Annotated in this window: 18 protein-coding genes; 4 read left to right on the top strand and 14 right to left on the bottom strand. The window is 63.2% G+C overall.

Annotation, left to right across the window (positions count from 1 at the left end; translation table 11 throughout):
- Positions 1-999: ABC transporter ATP-binding protein (locus AAG821_RS17325; RefSeq protein WP_341916360.1), on the top strand; the 999-nt coding region annotated here is incomplete at its 5' end.
- 2 nt (positions 1,000-1,001) lie between these two features.
- Positions 1,002-1,937: a glyoxylate/hydroxypyruvate reductase A gene (locus AAG821_RS17320; RefSeq protein ID WP_341911126.1), complete on the top strand. Its 936-nt coding sequence runs from the start codon at positions 1,002-1,004 to the stop codon at positions 1,935-1,937.
- 4 nt (positions 1,938-1,941) lie between these two features.
- Here AAG821_RS17320 and AAG821_RS17315 read toward each other — a convergent pair whose 3' ends face one another.
- The 12 genes from AAG821_RS17315 to AAG821_RS17260 are packed head-to-tail and all read right to left on the bottom strand — an operon-like array spanning position 1,942 to position 12,485.
- Positions 1,942-2,859, bottom strand: a complete 918-nt coding sequence (locus AAG821_RS17315) for a VOC family protein (protein ID WP_341911124.1) — start codon at positions 2,857-2,859, stop codon at positions 1,942-1,944.
- A 16-nt stretch (positions 2,860-2,875) separates the two neighbouring features.
- Positions 2,876-3,685: an aspartate dehydrogenase gene (locus tag AAG821_RS17310; RefSeq protein ID WP_341911122.1), complete on the bottom strand. Its 810-nt coding sequence runs from the start codon at positions 3,683-3,685 to the stop codon at positions 2,876-2,878.
- Positions 3,685-5,331, bottom strand: coding sequence for a thiamine pyrophosphate-binding protein (locus AAG821_RS17305; RefSeq protein WP_341911121.1), 1,647 nt, complete (start codon positions 5,329-5,331; stop codon positions 3,685-3,687). The genes AAG821_RS17310 and AAG821_RS17305 overlap by 1 nt, the downstream gene beginning before the upstream one ends.
- A complete protein-coding gene (locus tag AAG821_RS17300; RefSeq protein WP_341911119.1) occupies positions 5,324-6,190 on the bottom strand; it encodes an IclR family transcriptional regulator in 867 nt (288 codons plus the stop codon). The genes AAG821_RS17305 and AAG821_RS17300 overlap by 8 nt, the downstream gene beginning before the upstream one ends.
- Positions 6,177-6,929 (bottom strand): alpha/beta fold hydrolase, encoded by a 753-nt coding sequence (locus AAG821_RS17295; RefSeq protein WP_341911117.1) that lies wholly within the window; start codon positions 6,927-6,929, stop codon positions 6,177-6,179. Before AAG821_RS17295 ends, AAG821_RS17300 begins: the two co-directional genes overlap by 14 nt.
- Positions 6,930-6,987: 58 nt before the next feature.
- The gene (locus AAG821_RS17290; protein WP_341911114.1) at positions 6,988-7,746 is read right to left on the bottom strand and encodes an SDR family oxidoreductase; all 759 of its coding nucleotides are present in this window, start codon (positions 7,744-7,746) and stop codon (positions 6,988-6,990) included.
- 15 nt (positions 7,747-7,761) lie between these two features.
- Positions 7,762-8,370: a cupin domain-containing protein gene (locus AAG821_RS17285; RefSeq protein ID WP_341911113.1), complete on the bottom strand. Its 609-nt coding sequence runs from the start codon at positions 8,368-8,370 to the stop codon at positions 7,762-7,764.
- 40 nt (positions 8,371-8,410) lie between these two features.
- On the bottom strand, positions 8,411-9,478 hold the full coding sequence (locus tag AAG821_RS17280; RefSeq protein WP_341911112.1) for an aromatic ring-hydroxylating dioxygenase subunit alpha: 1,068 nt from the start codon (positions 9,476-9,478) through the stop codon (positions 8,411-8,413).
- Between the two features lie 13 nt (positions 9,479-9,491).
- On the bottom strand, positions 9,492-10,286 hold the full coding sequence (locus tag AAG821_RS17275) for an ABC transporter permease (protein ID WP_341911110.1): 795 nt from the start codon (positions 10,284-10,286) through the stop codon (positions 9,492-9,494).
- Between the two features lie 30 nt (positions 10,287-10,316).
- On the bottom strand, positions 10,317-11,351 hold the full coding sequence (locus AAG821_RS17270) for an ABC transporter substrate-binding protein (protein ID WP_341911108.1): 1,035 nt from the start codon (positions 11,349-11,351) through the stop codon (positions 10,317-10,319).
- Complete coding sequence (locus tag AAG821_RS17265; protein ID WP_341911105.1) at positions 11,329-12,111, bottom strand: ABC transporter ATP-binding protein; 783 nt, start codon at positions 12,109-12,111, stop codon at positions 11,329-11,331. The genes AAG821_RS17270 and AAG821_RS17265 overlap by 23 nt, the downstream gene beginning before the upstream one ends.
- Positions 12,108-12,485 carry a recombinase-like helix-turn-helix domain-containing protein gene (locus AAG821_RS17260; protein ID WP_341911103.1) on the bottom strand — a complete coding sequence of 126 codons (378 nt, stop codon included), beginning with the start codon at positions 12,483-12,485 and terminating at the stop codon, positions 12,108-12,110. The genes AAG821_RS17265 and AAG821_RS17260 overlap by 4 nt, the downstream gene beginning before the upstream one ends.
- 65 nt (positions 12,486-12,550) lie before the next feature.
- Here AAG821_RS17260 and AAG821_RS17255 point away from each other — a divergent pair, with 65 nt between their 5' ends.
- Positions 12,551-14,017, top strand: a complete 1,467-nt coding sequence (locus AAG821_RS17255; protein WP_341911101.1) for an aldehyde dehydrogenase — start codon at positions 12,551-12,553, stop codon at positions 14,015-14,017.
- Between the two features lie 10 nt (positions 14,018-14,027).
- The gene (locus tag AAG821_RS17250) at positions 14,028-14,807 is read left to right on the top strand and encodes an SDR family oxidoreductase (RefSeq protein WP_341911100.1); all 780 of its coding nucleotides are present in this window, start codon (positions 14,028-14,030) and stop codon (positions 14,805-14,807) included.
- 2 nt (positions 14,808-14,809) lie between these two features.
- Here the strand turns inward: AAG821_RS17250 and AAG821_RS17245 are convergent, their stop codons facing one another.
- Positions 14,810-15,343 (bottom strand): 2,4'-dihydroxyacetophenone dioxygenase family protein, encoded by a 534-nt coding sequence (locus tag AAG821_RS17245; RefSeq protein ID WP_341911099.1) that lies wholly within the window; start codon positions 15,341-15,343, stop codon positions 14,810-14,812.
- 33 nt (positions 15,344-15,376) lie between these two features.
- Complete coding sequence (locus AAG821_RS17240; protein WP_341911098.1) at positions 15,377-16,141, bottom strand: SDR family NAD(P)-dependent oxidoreductase; 765 nt, start codon at positions 16,139-16,141, stop codon at positions 15,377-15,379.
- Positions 16,142-16,146 lie beyond the last annotated feature (5 nt).

Genomic DNA, 16,146 nt, shown 5'->3' with positions numbered 1-16,146 from the left:
CAGCGCCGCAATATGGCTGTGATGTTCATCACCCATGATTTCGGCGTGGTGGCGGAAATCGCCGACCGCGTCGTGGTGCTGCAGCATGGCAAGCTGGTTGAGCAGGGCGATGCCGACAGTGTGCTGCTACGCCCGCAGCATCCCTATACGCAAACCCTGCTGGCCGCAGTACCCACCATGGACCCGCCGGTGCGGCAGCCGCTGGATGATCGTCGCAAGGCGGTCGAGGTCATCAGCCTGAACAAGACCTATGTCACCGCCAACGGCTGGTTCCGTCCGGCCCGCCGTGTCGAAGCCGCGAAGAATGTCAGTTTCTCCATCCGGCAGGGCGAAACCCTCGGCCTGGTGGGAGAGTCGGGTTCGGGCAAATCCTCCGTGGCTCGCCTGGTGATGCAGCTGATCAAGGCCGATGGCGGCAGTATCCGGCTGGGCGACACCGATCTCACCCTGCTGCGCGACCGGGCCCTGCGCAACCAGCGCAAGCGGATCCAGATGGTGTTCCAGGATCCGTTTGCCTCGCTCAATCCGCGCCGCCAGGTCGGCCGGATCATTGCCGATGGCCCGATTGCCCATGGCGAGGCGCCGGACCAGGCTTTGCAGCGGGCGCGCGACCTGCTGCAGATGGTGGGGCTGGATGCCGGCGCGATCGAACGCTACCCGCATGAATTCTCAGGCGGCCAGCGCCAGCGCATCGGCATTGCCCGCGCCCTGGCCCTCAATCCGGAAATCCTGGTCGCCGATGAGGCGGTATCTGCCCTCGATGTCTCGGTGCAGGCCCAGGTGCTGAAGCTGCTGGAAGACCTGAAATCGCGCCTTGGCCTGTCGATGCTGTTCATCACCCATGACCTGCGCGTGGCAGCGCAGATCTGCGACCGCATCGCCGTGATGCAGCGCGGCCAGATCGTGGAGCTGAAGCCGGCGGCAGCGCTGTTTGCCGCCCCCGAACATCCCTATACGCGGGAATTGCTGGCTGCCGTGCCCGGCCGGAAGACAGCCTGACCATGCGCTGTGCCGTCATCAGCCGGAAATTCGACCTGCGCGCCTATTACGGCAAGGCCCTGGCCCAGATCGCCGACCGCATCGAAAGCGTCGACCATCCGGTCACCGACGGTGCCGAAGCGGTGCGTATCGCCCTGGCCTGGCATCCGCATGCCGATGCCTTCGAGCGCTATCCCAATCTGAAGGCTGTCTGCACCATCGGCGCTGGCGCCGATAACGTGCTGGCCTGCCCCAGCCTGCCATCGGATGTGCATGTCGTCCGCGTGGTCGATCCGGGCCAGGCGCAGATGATGGCAGGCTTTGTTACCTGGCATGTGATCTGGCACCAGCGCAAATTTGCCACCTTCATGCAGCATCAGCGCGACCGTATCTGGCAGCGCCTGGAACAGCGCCCGGCCAGCACAGTTCCGGTTGCCATTCTGGGTTATGGCAAGATCGGTGAACGCGTTGCCACGCATCTCACCGGTCTGGGCTTTCCGGTGAAGGCCTGGAGCCGCACGCCAAAGCCGATGGCGCCGGATGTACAGGGTTTCCATGGCCGTGACGGCCTGTTCGCCATGCTGGCCGAAACCGAGGTTCTGGTGAATCTTCTGCCGCTGACTCCGGAAACTCGCGGCCTGCTCAACCGTGATGTCTTTGCCGCCATGAAACCGGGCGGCTATCTGATCCAGACCGGCCGCGGCGAGCAGATGGTGGAAGCCGATTTCCTGTCAGCGCTGGAAAGCGGCCAGCTCTCCGGCGCTTCGCTCGATGTCTTTGCCGTCGAGCCGCTGCCGACAGACCACGTGTTCTGGCATCACCCGAAGATCGTGATGACACCGCATGATGCCTGCGATGTCAGTTTCGCCGCCGTCGCCGATACACTGGTGGCCACAGCAGCCGCCATCGAAGCCGGCCAGCGACCGCCACACGCGGTCGACCGTAGCCGCGGCTATTGATCAGCTAGGCTTTGGCTTTCTGACGGCGGGTCTCGCCATCGATACCGCCGGTGACCGCCCATTCGGCGAAAATTTCCGGCTTCTTCTCAAATTCTCGTGGCTGCCATTTCTCGGTCAGGTAATCCTCGTCGGTGTAATACTCGACGAGGCCGCCGCAGGGCGCCTTCACATACCAGAAGAAGGCCGATGAGATCGGATGCCGGCCCGGCCCGAGCTGAGTTTCCCAGCCCTGACGGTTGATCTGCATGCCGCCGCCGATCACCTCATGCACATCGCGCACGGTGAAGGCGACATGGTTGATTCCGGCCTTGCCCGTGGGGCTTTTCAGCAGGAAGAAATTGTGATGCCCGCCTTCGGCGTTGCAGCGCAGGAACAGGCCGGTTCCGGGATAGCTGTCGGAAATATGGAAGCCCAGCAATCGGGTATAGAAATCCTGCATCGGCGCCACATCGGGCACGAACAGCACGTAATGCCCGATATTCACCGGCTCGGCCCGCTGGTAAATCGGGCTGGGCGTATCGATGCGGCGATGCTCGTCGATGGTGTTGCTCGGCGAACCGCTGACGGTGACCTTGCGGCGACGGCTGACACGGAAGGAAATCCGCAGCCCACAGGGATCGATGCAGGAAAAACCGTCCGGCGTTTTCGTGATCGCAACACCGGCGCCCTTCAGCGTCTGTTCGATCCCGGCCAGTGCCGCCGCGTCGCTCACACCCCAGATACCCTCACGCAGGGTCGAGCCCGGCTCGAAGGCCGGGGCCAGAGATGGGTCGTCCTTGGGCTTCAGAATCACTTCCGCGCCATCGAGCGTCTCGAACCGGCCTTCGGCACCTTCTTTCAGGCCCCAGTCGGTGAAGAAGCGCCGGCACAGCGCCATGTCTTCCACGCCATAGACAATCCCGTCGACACCGGTGATGGACATCGTAAGAACTCCTGACTCAGATTTCGGTCGCGCGGACCCGGTTGAGGATCGCGCGGATGGTGCTGTAGGCGGCGAGTGATGAGGTCTTCGGATTGCTCTTCAGCGGTTTCCCCTTGATCGTCAGGTGCATGTCGCCAAAGGCGCCGCTGGCCTCGATTTCGTGAATATTCGCAGCAACCGCCGGATCGGCGATCATGCGCACTTCCGTGGCATCAAAACCAAGCCCGGCCAGAGCCACAGTCGCCGCCACATTGGCATTCTTGGGATAATCCCGCGCCGCCGCGCGGGCCGTGCCGGTATAAAACGTCGTGGCGTCCCTGAGAGTATCAAGATCAAGCACAGCTTCTGCCGGCGTGCCTTTCCAGGCGGCCGGCGGCTTGCGCGAGATATAGGACACCCGATCCAGCCCGCCAAGCGTGGCCGCATTCAGGGCATCGATGCCCGGTACCGCCCCTGCCGGCAGGATCAACTTGGCACCGCCTTCCACAGCTGCGGCTTCCAGCGCGCGATGCAGTGCTTCATCGCTCAATGCCCCGATCGAGGCCACCACAAGATCAATCCCCTGTCGCAGCAAGGCAGGACCATACTGCCGCACGGCAGCGTGGCTGGCACATTCAGCCGCCAGCATTGGCTGGAAATCCAGATCATCCAGGCTGTCGATCACCCGGTAGCCATTCAGTTCAGCCTGAACCGAGCCAACCTTTTCATGCCGCACCAGTACAGCGCCGACATCGAACAGGCCGGTGCTGAGTGCCGCAGCCCGCACCTCGGCCGCCATGGCACCATGGCCGATCAGCAGGATCGACGGGCGTTTCGGGCGCGGCATCAGGAGGCCTTGCGCACCGGTGGACCGGCAAAGGCGGTGACATAGGGGCCGATCGCCACCATATCGACCTCCAGCATGCGCGGTCCGCTTTCGGCCATGGCCTGGGCAATGGTGCTTTCGGCCTTGGTGATATCGTTCAGCAGCATGTGCTTCCAGCCCAGGCTGCGCGCCAGATCCGGGAAAGATGGTGTATGCAGATCGACGAAATACTTGCGTCCGCCGAATTTGGCATCCTGGATATTGCGGATCACGCCATAGCCGCGATCGTTCATCACGATCAGCAGCATGTCGGCCTGCTCCTGCGCGGCCGTCGCCAACTCGCCGACGCAGAGCATCAGGCCGCCATCGCCCGATAGTACTACCGTCTTGCGCCCGCGTGAGCCGATGGCAGCACCCACTCCCATCGCCGCGCCCATGCCGATGCCGCCGCCCAGCGCATGCACGCCGTTGCGGGGATCGAACAGCTTGAGCATGCGATTGCCCCAGGTGCTGTTCGACACGGTGACATCGCGGACCCAGAGGTAGTCACGCGGCACGGCTTTCTGCAGGGCATCGACCAGCTTCTCGTAAGGCCCCAAACCCTTGCGCAGCTGGGCTTCGGCCTCATTGCGTGCAGCCTTCGCATCCTTGGCAAAGCTGTCAGCCACCTTCAGCTTGCCCTTCAGACGCGCGACCAGCCCGGCCAGCGCCGGTTTGGCATCGGCAGCCATGAACAGGTCGGCAGTATAGCCACGGCCATGCGCCTGCGGATCGGCATCGATCTGCAGCATCGGTTTGGGCAGTTTCAACGTATATTTCAGCGTCTCGTTGCCGCGCAGGCGCGACCCGACCACCAGCAGCGCATCGCAACTGGCATAGAAGCTCTCTACCGGCGGCGACAGATTGAAAGCGCCTAACGTGCGCGCGTCATCCTCGGGCAGCACACCACGACCCTGCACGCTGGTGACCACGGTGAAACCCAGATCGGCGAGCGCCTTGATTTCATCGGCCGCGTGGCGGGCACCGCCGCCGGCCCAGAGCAGCGGACGCTTGGCCTTGGTCAGCATCGCCGCCATGGCATCCAGCGCGGCCGGATCGGGTTGGGCGATGCTGAGCGGTACCGGTGCAATATGCGCCGGCAGGTCAATCAGGGCTTCCTGCACATCAATCGGGATTTCCACGCTGACCGGACCGGTCGGCGCGGTCAGTGCCGTGCGCACGGCTTCCTGCAGCACGCCCAATGCGGTTTCCGGCGACCACACGCGGAAAAATGCCTTCGACACGGCCTTCAGCATGGTCGGCTGATCGGTCGCTTCGTGGATATAGCTCCAGCGCTTGTCGAGATAGGCACGCTCGATCTGGCCGGTCAGATGCAGGACCGGGGTACCGGCAGTCTGCGCTTCCACCAAGGCCCCGGCGGCATTGCCGGCTGCCGTGCCCGTGCTGGTGATGGCAACGCCAAGATGGCCACGCACCCGGGCAAAAGCGTCAGCCATGTTGACCGCCCCGGCCTCGCCACGGCTGGGCACGAAACGGATGGTATTGCGCCGGCCGAAGGCATCGAGGATCGGCATGTTGTGGATCGAAATGACGCCAAAGGCGGTGTCGACGCCGCAGGACTCAAGGAAACGTGCAGCCAGTTCGCCGACGGTGATCTGCTCAGACATGAAGCGACTCTCTAATGGGGGTGACGGCGGGCTTGGCTGATTCAGCCGGAAGCGGTTGGGGAGCGCGCGGTGCCTCGCGGCGAATCCACTGGGTGATTTCGGCAGCGGCCTGCAGGATGGCGTCCTTCAGGCCGCCATGCATGGCCTCGAGATCGACATAGGCATCGACTGCCGTGATGTTGATCGCCGCGACAATACGGCCAGCGCCATCGCGCACCGGCGCCGCCACCGAGCTGACACCGCGCTCGAAGAAGGATTGGCTGGTGGCATATCCACGGCTGCGATCCTCGGCCAGGATCATCTTGAGGTCAGAAAGGGTGGTTGGTGTCTGCTCGCTGAAGCGCGGCAGATTGTCTTCCGGGAACAGGGCCTGCAGGGCGGCATCGTCATGTTCGACCAGCAACATGCGTCCCATCACCGTGGCATGGATAGGGAAGCGGGTGCCGATATTCACCGTGCTGGAAATCGTGGTACGAGCCGGATAGCGCGCCACATACACGATCTCACGGCCATCGGCGACCGCCATGTGCGACGACAAACCGGTTTCATCGCGCAGGCGCTGCAGGATCGGCTGAGCGGCCTCGACGATATCCAGCGATGCCAGATATTCGAAGCCATGGCCAAGTACGGCCGGGCCAAGCTTGAACTGTCGCTCATCATCTTCGCGGCGGACAAAGCCCATGGCCTGCAGGGTATGCAGCAGGCGAAACACCGTGGAGCGCGGCAACTGCAGCGCCTGGGCGATATCGGGTGCGCTCAGGCTCGGCCGCTGCCGCGAGAACAGGGCCAGCACCGCCAGGCCCTGGGCCAGAGCCGGCACGATATACTTGCCTTCGGGGATACGGTCAGTTCCGCTCATGATGAGCCTCCGCAAAATCGGCAAGGATGGCTGAAAACCGCTCGGGCTTTTCCAGATAGAGCGCATGGCCGGCATTGCTGACCACGTGCACCGGCGCTTGCGGCCGCAGGGCCGCAGCCTTCAGGTTGGCCGCCGGCGGCGTGATCACATCGGCGTCGCCGTATACAAACTGTATCGGCAGTGCCACTGGAATGCGGGCGATATCCGTCAGCGCATCACCGTTTGACAGCATGCGCGCGGCCTGGCCATAGCCTGGCATCTGCACCTGGGCCATGGCATCGATCACCGCCTGGCGCATCTCTGATGTCGCATCGGGACCGAGCAGGCGCGGCCCGCGTTTTTCCGCCATGGCACGCGTACCCAGCGTGGCAACATCCTCCAGGCGACTCTCCAGCAGGCGGCGGCGATCTTCCGGCGCCATATTGGCATGGCCGACAGCGATGCTGCTGAGCGTGAGCGATAGCAACCGATCCGCATGCAGGGTGGCGAAACGGGCCGCCATCAGTGTGCCCAGCGAATGGCCGACGAGATGGCAGCGACCGATCCCCAGTGAATCGAGGAATGCCAGCAGGGCCCCCGCATAATCGCCGGCATCCGGTGTTTCCGGCGTGAGCGGCGTCGACTGGGCATAGCCCGGGGCGTCCCAGGCAATGACACGAAAGCGATCGGCCAATCCGGCAAGCTGGTGCCGCCAGGACTTTGACGCCGAACCGATGCCATGCAGCAACACAAGCGGCACCCCCCGCCCGGTTTCCAGGTAGGAAATCCGGGCGTCACCAAGGGCCGCGATGCGCGGGTCAGTTAAAGACAAAGCCGCCATTGACAGGCAAAAGTTGGCCGGTGACGAAGCCGGCGCCGTCGCTCAGCAAATAAACGACGGCCCCCACGACATCCTCGGGCATTTGCGGGCGCGCCATGGCGCGGCCCTCGACATAGAGGCGCTTGCGCTCCTCCGGCACATATTCAGTGGCTTCCACCAGCACCAGGCCGGGCGCAATGGCATTCACGGCAATACGGTCCGGCCCCAGCTCGCGCGCCAGCGAGCGCGTCATGCTGATGATCGCCCCCTTGCTGGACACATAATGCAGCAGGCGCGGCGCGCCCCACAGCGCGGTATCGGAAGCGAGATTGACAATGCGACCGCCGGCCTTCGACTTGCGCAGCAGCGGCGCCAGCGCCTTCACCATCAACCAGGTGCCACGCACATTGACCGTCATCACCCGATCCCAGGTGGCTATGTCGATTTCCTCGAAGGTCTTGCCGCCAATACCGGTGGCAATCGCAGCATTGTTGACCAGGCCATCGATATGGCCATAGCGGCGGCCAAGCTCGACCCCAAAGGCCTCCACGGAGGACGGATCGCCCAGATCGACGGCTAGGAAGACGGCATCGGCGCCCGCCTTGTGCAGGTCCGCCACCGCCGCGGTGCCCCATTCAGCATTGATATCGGCAACGACGATCGTGGCTGCACCGGCAGCGGCGCAGGCATCGGCAAAGGCCTTGCCCAGTCCGCGCCCGGCGCCGGTTACCACCACGATGCGGTCCTGCAAAATCATCGCCGCCTGATCTCCTTACTCGGCTGCCGAGGAGGACTTGGCCGCTTCGGCCGCCGCTGCGATCTCGCGGCGACGCTTGCGCAGCTCCATCAGCGGGTGGCCTTCCGGATAATCAGGAACATTCGGCTTGGACACGCCAAGCATGACGCACATCAGGGCCTCTTCCTGACCCTCATTGCGCAGGCCACGGAAGACACCCGGCGGCACCGACACCACATCGCGATCCTTCAGGACGGTGTCGAAAGTCTCGCCCTCCAGCTCGAAAAAGAGCCGCAGCTTCTGCGCCTTGAGCACGAAAAACACCTCTTCGGCGTCATAATGCACATGCAGTGGCCCTTCGCAGCCGGCTGGCAGGATCATGGTCGAGAAGGTGAAATGCTCCGACGGGATCGTATTGGTATCGCTCCCCACCCCGGTGGCGCCGGTGCCGATATAACGGCACTGGGCACGACGGTATTTCGGGTCGAAGTCGGCCTGGAATTTCAGCGCATTCCAGTCATAGGTGCGGGTCTCGTAGCGGGCAATGCGCGACTCGATCCACTGCTGCAGCGACTTCTCCTTGGGCTTTTCCCAGGTCGGGAACCAGTCCTTGGCGAATTGGGCAATCTTCTCAGCTACGCTCATAGCATCCTCCTTCAGGAAGCTTTGGATAGTTCAGGGTCGCTCAGGCTGCACCGGCCGCACGCGGCGCTTCGCCGGCCGCGGTTTTAGCTGCATTCAACGCCTGCACCTGGTCGCGGGCGGCTTTCAGCAGCACCGTGCGCACACGGCCCAGGCCGGCGTCATGCTGGTAGAGGAATTCATGCTCGCGCGCCTGCGGCGCCATGTCTTCCAGCACCACGCGATCCTGCTCCAGTACAGCCCAGTGCAGGCCTTCAAGCCGGGCGCGGTAAAGGAACTTCCAGGTGTCGCGCTGCCAGCCTTTCGGGATCTTGCGGATGCGCCAGAAGAACACGCGGCAGTGATCCTCATCGACCGGCGCCACCATGCCCACGATCGTGAAGGCGCCGCCGGGACCGGCCTGCTTGCCATAGGGAATTTCCAGACGTAGCCAGAGCGCATCGGTAACGCCGAATTCGGTCCAGTCGAAATTCACGCCGCGCTGGCCTGCCTTTTCGAACACAAAACCTGTATCCGTTTTGCGCAGCTTCATCTCGGCATGCTTGTCGCCTTCCGCCATAGAATGCGACTGCGCATGCAGATAGGCGCCGTGCATCGGGTCCATCACATTGTCGATGGCATAGCGGTAATTGCACTTCCAGTGCGCCGTGCACAGGATGGCTTCGTAATCCTCGGATACCAGTTCCTCGGGCAGAACCAGCGGCGCCGGCTCGGCATGCAGGGCATCGCCGAACCATACGAAGATGGCGCCGGCCTTCTCCTGCACATGGTAGCTGCGCACACAGCGCTTGCCTTCCATCGGTGCATTGGCCTGGGCCGGCACGCGGGCGACCACGCCATCGCCCTTCACTTCCACGCCGTGATACCAGCAGGCCACGCGGTCGCCCAGGGCCCAGCCCAGCGACAGGCGCGCGCCGCGATGGGGGCAGCGGTCTTCCAGGGCGCGCACGGCACCATCGGCATCGCGCCACAGCACGATATTCTCGGACAGCCGCGTCAGTCCTACCGGCTTGTCGCGCACCATCCAACTAGGCGCTACCGGATACCAGTAATTGCGCAAACCCCGGTTGAGCAAGGTCTCGACTTCTTGCATTTCGCTGGCAGTGGCCATGGAGCGGCTCCTCTCAGACCGCCGTGCGCGAGCGCGCCGGCAGATAATGCAGCACACGATTTTCGATCAGCACGACGATGGCATAGAGCACAATGCCGATCAGGGTCAGCAGGATGATCGCCACAAAGACCATGGCGGTATTGCCGGCGCCCTCGCCGAAGGTAAGCAGATAGCCCAGACCGGTATTGCCACCGACCAGCTCGCCCACGACAACGCCGATCACGGCCAATGTGGCAGCGATGCGCAGGCCGGCAAACAGCGGCGGCAGGGCCGCTGGGAACTCGATCTTCCAGAAGACCTGGAAACGGTTGGCTGTGAATGACTTCGCCAGTCGCACGATATCGGGGTCGATGGCGCGCACGGCCCCCAGCACATTGATCATCACCGGGAAGAAAACGATCAGGATGCAGACCAGGATCTTGGGATAGACGGTATAACCGAACCAGATGATGAACAGCGGCGCGAAGGCCACCTTGGGCGCAATCTGCAGCGCCAGGATATAAGGCGAGAGCACGAATTCTGTCGTCGGCGACATGCCCAGCACAAAACCGGCAAAAATACCGAGCAACGCGCCAAGCAGGAAACCGACAGCAACCTGCATCGCCGTGATACCGGTGTGGAAGATCAGCTTGTCCTTGGCCAGCATGCGCAGGAACTCGTCCCAGACCAGACTGGCCGGCGGGATGATGAAATGCGGAATGCCGAACCAGCCCGGCGCCCATTGCCAGACCGCGACGAACACGACGAACAGCAGGAAGCTGCCGGCCATCATGCGGCGCAGATGGGGTTGGGTGAGGACCGCTTGCATTCTTACATCACTCCCGCCGGCCGATGCCGATTACTGGACGAACTGGTTGGTGTAGAGATCCTTCACCGGGGTCTTGTCGCGGATCACACCTTCCTTGACATAGAAATCCTGCAGCGCGGTCAGGCGGCTTTCATCCACCGCGCCCAGCTTGGCCTGGCCCGGATAGACATACTGGTTGTAGAGCTTGAAGGAGGCGACGATGAACGGCACGTTACCGCTATGCTCGGGCACGGCCTTGACATAGTCGGCGGCGGCGCCTTCCGGATTATCCATGATGTCCTTCATGCCCTTCAGCGTGGCGCGGACCAGCTTCTGGATCAGTTGCGGATTCTTCTGGATCACGTCGTCGGCCGCCACGATAGCCTGGGCCATGCTCTTGAAGTGCACATCCGACGGAATGACCTCGATATTCATCTTGGCCGCCATCGCCTGGGCGGTCCATTCCGGCACCGCCGCCATAGCATCGGCCTCGCCGGCAACAAACAGCTTCCAGACGTTGACCGGACCCGCGGCCTGGGCGTTCACGTCATTCTTGGTCATGCCCTGGGTGGCGAGCATGCCCAGCAGGGCAAAATATGTGGTGTCCTGATAGGCCATCGCGGTGATGGTCTTGCCCTTCAGATCCTTGACCGTCTTGACACCCTTGTCCTTGTTGAGGACCAGCTGCATCAGTGAGCCGCCGCCCAGCAGGGCGACAGTCTTCACCGGCACGCCATTCGGACGCACGATGATCGAGGTATCGCCGATACCGCCGCCGATCACCGCATTGCCGGCACCAACCTGCTTGGCGACATCAACACCGCCCTTGCCGATCTGGAAGTCGACATTCAGCCCTTCGGCTTTGAAGTAGCCGCGCTGCTGCGCCACCATCCAGGGACCGAAGGCCGGCAGCGACTTGGGCGCCGGCAGCAGATAGGTGACGTCCTGGGCGCGCACATCCTGCATGCCGGCAGCCGCCACAACGGCCAGGCCGAGACCGGCCAGTAAAGTCTTACGCATCGTCATCATCACATTCCCCTCCATGTTGATCACTGGTGTTGCGTTACGCTGCAGCCTGCTCGACATGCAGCAAATCCATCAGGCGCTTCACATAGTCTCCGACCTTCGAATCCTGGCGCCGGGTCATCGGGTTGTCGCGGCCTGGAATCTCGACCTGAATCTCCTCGATGATCCGTCCGGGCCGGTGACTCATCACCAGGATACGGTCGGACAGTGCAATTGCCTCAACCAGGTCATGGGTAATGAACAGGGCGGTCTTGCGCGTATCCGCCAGTGTGCGGCCGAGATCCTGCTGCAACACCATCTTGGTCTGCGCATCCAGCGCCGAGAACGGCTCGTCCATCAGCAGCACGACGGGATCGACGGCCAGCGTGCGCGCCAGTGCGGCGCGCTGGCGCATGCCGCCGGAGAGCTGGTGCGGATAATGCTCGACGAAATCGCTCAGCCGGCATTTCGCCAGCAGGGCCAGGGCGGTCTCGCGCCGCTGCGCTGCTGCCGTGCCCTGGATTTCCAGGCCAAGCTCGACATTTTCACGGATCGTGCGCCAGGGCAGCAGGAGATCTTTCTGCAGCATGAAGGCGACATGGCGGTTGGGTTTGGTCACCAGCTCGCCATCGACAAAGACCTGCCCCTCGGTGGCCGGGTCGAGGCCGGAGCCCATATTCAGCAGCGTGCTCTTGCCGCAACCCGACGGGCCGATCAGCGACACCACCTCGCCGTCGGCGATGCTGAAGGTGACGTCTTCCACCGCCACCACCACTCCGCCCTGGCGCGGATTGGCAAAGCGCTTGGTGACCTGGCGAAATTCGAGCCGCGGCACACTCATGCCGCCTGCCCCTGGGCCAGGCGCTGCATCAGGCTCTGGTAATTCGCTTCGGTCCAGCTGCCTTCCGGATGGCGCGGACCAGTGGCATTCAGCCTGGCGACAATCGCCGGCAACTCTTCCACGCCTTCGCGGAACATCGCCATCAGCGTATCGGCCAGCGTGCTTTCGAAATCGGTGAGAACTGCCGGGCGGGTCTGCCAGGGAATATTCGGCGTGCGTGCGGGATGTTCGATGGCGTCAGGGCCGCCCTTGTTGGCGTCACCGTCAGCGCCGGCGGAAACGCCGGCCAGATAGGGGTTGAACTCCATCGCATCGCCCTCGTAGAAATGCGTCAGACGTTTTATTAGTAAAACGTCATTTCCTATATGCAACATCGTAGGGTTCAGCTACCGTCCTTGTAAAGCTGAATCTGTCGCAATCCTTTCATCGATCTGACCGCATGACCGTCTTACCGCTCTATCGCGCTGGCACCTGGCGCCCAGGCCGCGGCGCCCCGCTGATCACACGCAACCCCGCCAATAATGCCCTGCTGGCCAGTGTCAGCACGGCATCCGTGGAGGATGTCGACGAAGCTGTCACAGCCGCACAAGTGGCCATGCAGGATCCGGCCTGGCGCGATCTGCTGCCGCATCAGCGCGCGACCTATCTGCATCGCATTGCCGCTCTAATCGAGCGTGACTCGGAAAAGCTGGCGCAGCTGCAGCGACAGGATAACGGCAAGCCGATCCTGGAAACCCGCGCCCTGGTGGCCAGTGCCGCCGGCACCTTCCGCTTCTTCGCCGCTGCCTGCGAAACCCTGGAAGGCGACATCACGCCTTCGCGGGGCTATTACCTTTCGCTCAGCCTGCATGAGCCGCTCGGCGTCATCGCCGCGATCACGCCGTGGAATTCACCGATCGCCAGCGAGGCCCAGAAAGTGGCGCCGGCCCTGGCCGCCGGCAATGCCGTGATCGTCAAGCCCTCGGAATTCTCGCCCCTGCTGGCGCTGGAACTCGCCAAGCTGGCCGAAGAGGCCGGCCTGCCGAAAGGCCTGCTCAGCGTGCTGCCTGGCACCGGCGCCGTGACCGGCGCAGCCCTGGTCGCTCATCCCGGCATTGCCAAGGTTACTTTCACCGGCGGCACGGCCACGGGCCGGGCCATCGGCCATGTGGCCGCCGAGAAGATCATGCCGGTGTCGCTGGAACTGGGCGGCAAGTCGCCGAATATCGTTTTTGCTGATGCTGACATCGAGCAGGCGATCAATGGCGTTCTGTTCGGCATCTTCTCCAGCCAGGGCCAGAGCTGCATTGCCGGTTCGCGCATTTTCATCGAGGACTCGATCTACAGCAGTTTCCGCGACCGCCTGGTGGAGCGCACCAGGGCTTTGCGCATCGGCGATCCGGTATCGGAGCGTACCCAGATCGGCCCACTGATCACGCCGCAGCAACGCGACAAGGTGGAAGGCTATGTCAGGCTGGCGCAGCAGGAAGGCGGCAGGCTGCTCTGCGGCGGAACCCGCCCCACCGATCCCGCGCTGCAGGAGGGCAACTATTTTATCCCGGCCCTGATCGAGGGTCTGGGCAATCGCACGCGCACGGCCCAGGAGGAAATCTTCGGTCCGGTGGGCATATTGCTGCCCTTCCGCGACGAAGCCGCGCTGGTCCATGATGCCAACGATACCGTCTTCGGCCTTGCCAGCGGCATCTGGACCGGCGATTTCCGCCGCGCCTGGCGCATTGGCCGCGCACTGAATGCCGGCACGGTCTGGGTCAATACCTACAAGCAGTTCAGCATCGCCACGGCCTTCGGCGGCAATGCCGAAAGCGGACTGGGCCGTGAAAAAGGCCGCGACGGCATCAAGGCCTATATGCGGCAGAAAAGCATTTATGTAGACATGTCCGGTCGGTCAATTCCCTGGGCGGATTAAGGAAGCAAACATGGATCTGGGAATTTCAGGACGCACTGCCATTGTCTGTGCCGCCAGCAAGGGCCTGGGCCGCGCCTGTGCCGAAGCCCTGGCCGCCGAAGGCGTGCATATCATCCTCAATGCGCGCGACCAGACATCACTTACGGCAACGGCTGGCGAGATCGCGGTCCGGCATGGCGTGCGGGTGATCCCCGTCGCCGCCGATCTCTCCACCGAAGCCGGGCGCGCCACCCTGCTGGCCGCCTGTCCCGCACCGGATATCCTGGTGAACAACGCCGGCGGGCCACCGCCGGGCGACTACCACAGCTGGACCACTGCCGACTGGGAGCAGGCTCTCAATACCAATATGCGCGCACCCATTGCACTGATCGCCGCCTATGCCGATGGCATGGCGGAGCGCAAGTTCGGCCGCATCGTCAACATCACCTCCAGCGTGGTGCGCCATCCCATCGATGCCCAGGGCCTGAGCGCTGCCGCACGCAGCGGCCTGCATGGCTTCGTCGCCACCATCGTGCGCGGCCTGGCCAGGAACAACGTCACGGTCAACAATCTGCTGCCGGGTCCGTTTGCCACCGACCGCCTGCTGTCAAACTTTGCCTTCCGCGCCAAACGCGAAGGCAAACCGGTGGAGGACGTGGTTGCGGCCCGCAAGGCCGAACTGCCGGCAGGCCGCTTTGGCGACCCAGCAGAACTCGGCCGGCTCTGCGCTTACCTCTGCAGTGCCGGCGCCGGTTATGTCAGCGGCCAGAGCATCGTGCTGGACGGCGCCGCGCACCCGCAGGCGCTTTAGGCCTAGCGGAACAGCGTGTCGATATAAGCGGCGCCAATCCCGATCTTCTCATAATGGTTCCGGCATAGCTCGATGTAGTTGTGCACATCGAAATAGCCGGCGGGCTCGCCATTCTCGTCCAGCCAGATCAATGGCCCGGTGACGGTAAAGAACACCTTCATGGGATCCTTATGCTCATAGGCGACCAGCGTATGACCCTCGCCCGGGGTCTCGTAGACAAAATCACCGGCCGTGGCAGTCCAGTCATGCTCCAGATAGCCCCACTTGCCCGAGATCGTATAGGCAAAGACCTCATGGGGATGGTAGTGGCGGTTCACCAGACCGGCGCTTTTCGCCATCAGGATGTCGCACCACTTGTTCTGCGACGGTGAAATCCACAGCGGCCGCGATGACACCGTGTCGGTGAACGGCACATAGAGCCGCTCATCCTCGGTCGGTGCATTTTTCAGATACACTTCCGGCAGGGCATCGGGCTGAAACACCTTGGCAATCGGCTTCAGGTCTTTCCAGAATTCGGTCGTGGCAAGTTCGGGCATGGGGCGCCCTCCTCTCCTGCTGCGGGTTAACGATCAGATATGCATGCCGCCATCGGCCATCAGCACGCTGCCGGTGGTGAAGCTGCCAAGCTCGGAGGCATGGAACAGCACTATGCGGGCGATCTCCTCCGGCCGGCCATGACGGCCGAGCGGAATGATGGAGTCGAGTAACTTGGTTCCGTCCCGCCCTGTGGCGGCGGTTATGCCCTTCTCGATATCAAGCTGGAATCCGTTGTCGATCGGGCCCGGTGCAATCACATTGACACGGATACGGCGGGGCGCGGCCTCCTTGGCCACCGTGCGCATCAGACCGATCACGGCATGCTTGGATGTCGCATAGGCGCAGATGCCGGGATCGCTGGTGACACCCACCACACTGGAGGTAATCAGGATGCTGCCACCATCGTTCATCTGCGGCAGGCCATATTTGCAGGCCAGGAACGAGGCCCGCACATTCACGGCCATCACCGCATCGAACACATCTTCCGGATAATCCGTCACCGGGCGGATCACCCCGCTGATGCCGGCATTGCTGAACAGAACATCGATCTTGCCCCAGCGCGACACCGTCTCATTGATATAGCGCTTGGTGCCTTCGGTGCTCGCCACATCGGCGGCGCAGGCGGCAATATCCTTGCCCGGCCCGCCGATCCTGGCGATGGCCGCCTCGATGGCCGCCATGTCGCGATCCACCAGCATGACGTGGCCACCCTCGCGGCGGAATTCCGCCACCGATGCCAGCCCGAGGCTGCCGGCACCGCCGGTGACGATACAGACCTTGCCATCCAGCAGAGCCATGACGG

The organism is Ferrovibrio terrae (assembly GCF_943372915.1).
In the GTDB taxonomy this organism is placed as follows: Bacteria; Pseudomonadota; Alphaproteobacteria; order Ferrovibrionales; family Ferrovibrionaceae; genus Ferrovibrio; species Ferrovibrio terrae_A.
Note: the sequence above shows the minus strand (reverse complement) of the source record. Positions and strands in the feature narration are given on the sequence as shown.